The organism is Cupriavidus sp. KB_39 (assembly GCF_052114485.1).
GTDB lineage: Bacteria > Pseudomonadota > Gammaproteobacteria > Burkholderiales > Burkholderiaceae > Cupriavidus.
Genome location: NZ_JBFREV010000084.1, coordinates 1 through 4,919, shown reverse-complemented (window position 1 = coordinate 4,919; position 4,919 = coordinate 1). Strand labels below are relative to the sequence as shown.

The following is a 4,919-nucleotide window of genomic DNA, read 5'->3' as shown; positions in this document are numbered from 1 at the left end:
GCTGCCCACTGGGACGGATGATCGCCTCGCGACTCGGCGACCATGCGCACAGCTCGCTCGCGAACCTCCGGGGAAAACTTGACTGGTTTCTTCATCGTGGCTCCATTCTCTCAAGAAGTGGAGCCTCCACTAAACCCGGGGCGGTTCAGATGAGACCTTCGAGTTCGACTCTGGTGGCCGACTATTGTCCGTCAAGTATCTCAATGGGAGCGCGTCATATCTGACATACAGCGATGCCAGTACGCCAACTTCTGTCGCACCCTATGGTGGATTGCTGACGAAGATTCAGTATGCCTCCGGGAGAGTACTTGAGCTGAACTACCGTGCGKATGCGCGAATCTCCAGAATACTGCGGCAGGGTATTGAATTGGCCTTGTTCGAGTACAACACGGATCTGATGCTTAATGGCATCCAGTGGCCCGACGGCATGCGCCGCCAGTTCCACTACGAAGACTCGCGGTTCCCATGGGCGCTGACCGGCATCACCGATGAGAAGGGCGTTCGGTTCGCGACCTACGGCTACGACTCGCTCGGCCGCGCCGATAGTACCGAACACGCCGGTGGCGTTGACAAGTACCAGCTCAGCTTCCTGGGCAACGGCCAGACGTCGGTCACCACCGCGGACGGCACCAGTCGCACCTTCACCTCGGAATTGCAAGGCAACGTGCTGCGCGCTACGGGCGCCTCGGCCGCCTGTCCAGCATGCGGGGACATCGCCAAGGCGGTGACCTACGACGCGGCGGGGAATGTCGCGAGCAGGAAGGATTTTGCGGACAAGGAGACGCACTACACCTACGACGCGCTCGGCCGGGAAACCCAACGCATCGAGGGCTATGGCACGGCCGACGCGAAGACCACGACGACCGAGTGGCATCCGACTTGGAATCTGCCGCTAAAAGTGGCGGCGCCAGGTCGCGTGGAATACTTCAGTTATGACGCCAAAGGCCAGATCGTTGGCTTTGCCTGGTTTCCAACCAATGACAGTAGCGGAAGCCAAGGAACTACCGCAACGCCATCCGGAGTCGTCACTAGCGCTGGGTGGACCTACGATGCCAATGGCCTGGTCACCGCGACCGTCGAGCTGGCAGATGACGTCGTCACAGGGCAGTGGACGTACACTTATGACGATGCGGGGAAGCTGCAAACTCTTACCAACGGTGCTGGCAATGTAGGACGAATCGTTCAGTACGACACCGCAGGGCGTGTGTTGGAAGCCATCAACACGGACGGACAACGGACACGATACCAATACGACGCCCGCGGCAACCCTATCCTTTACGAGAAGGATGGTGTGGCAGTGACATTCGGATACGATGCGGCCGGGTTCCTCACCGCGACGAAGGGCCCCGGAGACTACTATCTCGGATATCAGTACGATGCCGCTCATCGGGTAGTCGGCATGCTTGTTCCTTCCGATACGGTAAGCTCTGCTGGCTCCACTGCGAGGATCTTCGCGAGCGCTTCGGCTACGAATGACGAAAGTGTGGCGGGCACTTTAGAGCAGTTTTGGTCGTGGCTGAAGGTCTGGTTGACTTCATGGATATCTGAGGCGCGTGCACAGGCTGCATCGGTTTTGGTGCCGGTCACCGGTGCATCAAGTCATCTGCAACCGCCGATGCGGTCAACGCGCATGCCTGCGGACGACTTGGAGGAGGCTGCCGGCCAGCGCCAAGCGCCGCGAGTTGGCATACTATCCATTATCCTGCCCGACGGGTCGAGCTGGAGCTCGTCATCATCCGGGCAATCCGGATGTGACAACGAGTGTGCTGAGTTACAAGCCAAGATATCCGAGTTGGTTACAGACATTCGGTTGCGATACCTGAATCTGACGATCGACAAACTTAGCCTGTTCTGTGTGAACCCCATCGGAAAATTTTCGTGGGTTGGTCACGTGGAGAAATATGGAAACAAGCAACGCGAGTTGGCGAAAGCGATTGCCAGGGCAAAGTCGAAGGGATGTTCATATCGCAGCGACGCTGATTACTTCGCTTCTTTGCCTCCGCCTGCTTGCCCCGTGCAATGAATGAATGCCGATGATGAAGCCAAGCCTCAATGACATCTCCGACGCATGGTTTGCGTTTCACCGCGCCCATGATGAGATTGGAGACTATACGCACCGAACCGACGCCGGTGAAGAGTTCTTCTGGGTGATTGAGTACCTCGGAGAAACTGCTCGGCATGATCCTCAAGCGTGCTGGGATGCGATTTCCTTGATTTGGTCTCGGACTGAAGAGAATGATATGGCAAGGCTTGCAAGTTTGGCTGCCGGCCCTCTCGAGGATCTACTTGCATACCATGGCGGCGAAGTCTTGCCATGGGTAGAACAACTGTGCCTTAGTGAGCCGGCATTTAGAACGTTGCTGCAGGGCGTGTGGCAGAACGCGATCCCACCGGACATATGGGAAAGGATCAACGAACTGAAGAACTCCAGAGACGACGCATAGCCGTGCGCTCCCCGAAATCTGGTGCCGGCAGAGAGTTCGTGGTCGAAGTACGGGACGGCATCAGAGATGCCCAGCAGGACGCTGTGTATCCAGCGGCTGACGCTCTGGTACCCAGATCAGTGACTGAGGTCAGGGTAGGCGTCGGTTTGTGAGGGCACAGCGGACGCTCGCGAATCCATAGGCAATGGCTGCTTCTGGCCGGCAAGCGTCCGCTCGCCGGCCATGATGCCGTCACACCTCGGTTTGCTCCGCCATTTCGAGGGCATCGTCGACCTCGATGCCGAGGTATCTCACCGTGCTCTCGATCTTCGTGTGCCCGAGGAGTAACTGCACCGCGCGCAGGTTCTTCGTCCGCCGGTAGATCAACGAAGCCTTCGTTCGCCTCATGGTGTGTGTCCCGTAGGCCGAATCATCTAGCCCGATCGAAGCGATCCAACAGTGAACCAACCTGGCGTACTGCCGCGTCGAAAGATGAGCCGAGGCGTGAAGCCGGCTTGGGAACAGATAGTCTGATGGACGCAGACGGTGTAATCGAATCCAAGCATCAACGCTTTCGCGTGTCTGTTCGGTGATCTCGAACTGCACCGGTCGATGGGTCTTTTGCTGCGTTACGGTTGCCCGCGCAGCCACGTGGCCGCCGTGGCATATGTCCTGGACCAGCAGCCGAGTGAGATCGCAAGCGCGGAGCTTGCTGTCGATTGCTAGGTTGAACAGCGCCAGCTCGCGCGCGCTCGCGGACATCTGCAGCCTGGTTCGGATCGCCCAGATTTCCTTGAGCTTCAGGGGCGGCTTCTGACCCGTGATCTTTCCCTTGTTCCACGGTATGCGAGGCGCGGCAGGAGAGTTTGCGGTGTCCATGATGATCTCCTTTCAGGTGAAGGGAGATCTAGTTTGCGCTTTTTGCAACGGTCGCTATCCGACCCATCTGAGACATCCGACCTAATAATATGGACGGCTGCTATTGGATTCACTTAGGCCATTCGTGAACGGACCCTTCAAAGATAATCAGAATGGCCAGAGCCTATGCCGAACTTCATTGCGGCGAACTGTCTCGTTTCCCCATCAGTGGGAAACGCTCATCTTTAAGCTGACGGTTGGAGGTTGGAATCATCGTAGGTTCGCCAAGCAGCGAACCCTCCAGAGGTGAATGTCGCCTGTTCCTCCGGACGCGATCACACCATCGAGCGGAGCAGTTCCGGTGCAGAAATAGAAACGTTCTATAATCCAGGATTCGRCTTGGGTTCRCACCACCTAGGTCCGTACCACCTAGCCGATCCGCTTCAGTAGCGCTTAGTTTTCAGCCTCGGTTGCTCACTCGCTCCCCGCAGATTTCTTTTTTCTACGGGGCTACTCGCTCGCATCCTCTAGCCTCGCGCATGCCCTCGAATCCACCGCTTAATCAAATCCTCTATGGCCCGCCGGGCACCGGAAAGACCTATGAAACGATTAATGCCGCCCTGGAGATTCTGGCGCCAGAGTATCTGGCAGCGAACATTCGGAACCGCAAGGCGCTCAAAGCCCGCTTCGACACGCTGAGCGACTCCGGGCATATACGGTTCGTAACCTTCCACCAGAGCTTCAGCTACGAAGATTTCGTAGAGGGGCTTCGGGCCACTACGGATGAGGACGGCACACTGAAATACGAGGTTGCGGACGGCGTCTTCAAGCTGCTTTGCGAGTCCGCCGCCGTGCAGGTAACGGAGAAGGCCGAGGCTCCACTCGATCTCGCAGGCAGGACCGTCTGGAAGATGTCGCTCGGAAATACGCTCGGAAGCGATGCCGGGATCTTCGAAGAGTGCATAGAGAATGGTTACGCGCTACTTGGCTACGGCCAAACCATCGATTTCACCGGAGCCCGGACGCGCAGGGACGTTTTCGAACGGTTCCAGGCGACGGGAAGTACCCTTTCCAGCGACGACTACGCAGTAACCGCCGTAACTACCTTTGTCCTCAAGATGAAGGTCGGCGATTTGATCGTTGTCACCGACGGCAACATCAAATTCCGGGCGATCGGGCAAATCACTGGCGAGTACAAGGCACTGAACCGCGACGCGCAGGGTGACGACTACGGACAATGTCGCACGGTGAAGTGGCTTCGCATCTATAAGCCCTCGCTGCCCTTCGACCAACTGACGGCGAAGCAGTTTTCCCAGATGACCGTGTACCAGCTATACCCAGGTTCCTTGAATATCGAGAAACTGGCGACGCTGCTGAACACTAAGTCCGGCCGGCGCGAGCCATTCCAGGAGGGCGAGTCATTCGGCAGCGGGTACGTGATAACGAAGGCCAGCCAAGACGTTCTGGAACTCCGAAAGCCAAAAGGAAATCAACTTGACATCGGCATGCGTATGCTTGAAACGCTTGCCGAACATGTTCGCCGAGGCCAACTAACTATCGAAGATATCAAGGAGAAGCGAGTCTTCGACAAGCTCCCCGATACCACACTTGAGCCCTTTATTGTCAACGGCTACAACC

At 57.3% G+C, this 4,919-nt stretch carries 3 protein-coding genes and 1 pseudogene; 3 read left to right on the top strand and 1 reads right to left on the bottom strand.

Annotation, left to right across the window (positions count from 1 at the left end):
• The first annotated feature begins 271 nt into the window (after positions 1-271).
• The gene (locus tag AB4Z27_RS28415; protein ID WP_441645896.1) at positions 272-2,023 is read left to right on the top strand and encodes a hypothetical protein; all 1,752 of its coding nucleotides are present in this window, start codon (positions 272-274) and stop codon (positions 2,021-2,023) included.
• Positions 2,024-2,027: 4 nt separating this feature from the next.
• Entirely contained in the window at positions 2,028-2,444 is a 417-nt protein-coding gene (locus AB4Z27_RS28410) for a DUF6869 domain-containing protein (RefSeq protein ID WP_441645895.1), read from the top strand.
• 231 nt (positions 2,445-2,675) lie between these two features.
• Here AB4Z27_RS28410 and AB4Z27_RS28405 read toward each other — a convergent pair whose 3' ends face one another.
• The gene (locus AB4Z27_RS28405; RefSeq protein WP_149137736.1) at positions 2,676-3,302 is read right to left on the bottom strand and encodes a tyrosine-type recombinase/integrase; all 627 of its coding nucleotides are present in this window, start codon (positions 3,300-3,302) and stop codon (positions 2,676-2,678) included.
• Positions 3,303-3,820: 518 nt separating this feature from the next.
• Between AB4Z27_RS28405 and AB4Z27_RS28400 the strand changes: the two are divergent.
• Positions 3,821-4,919 (top strand): annotated as a pseudogene (locus AB4Z27_RS28400) (AAA family ATPase); the annotation flags it as partial.

Bases quoted from the DNA above. Each gene is read 5' to 3' on its own strand.
- AB4Z27_RS28410 (WP_441645895.1), top strand. From the start codon at position 2,028: ATGCCGATGATGAAGCCAAGCCTCAATGACATCTCCGACGCATGGTTT.
- AB4Z27_RS28405 (WP_149137736.1), bottom strand. From the start codon at position 3,302: ATGGACACCGCAAACTCTCCTGCCGCGCCTCGCATACCGTGGAACAAG.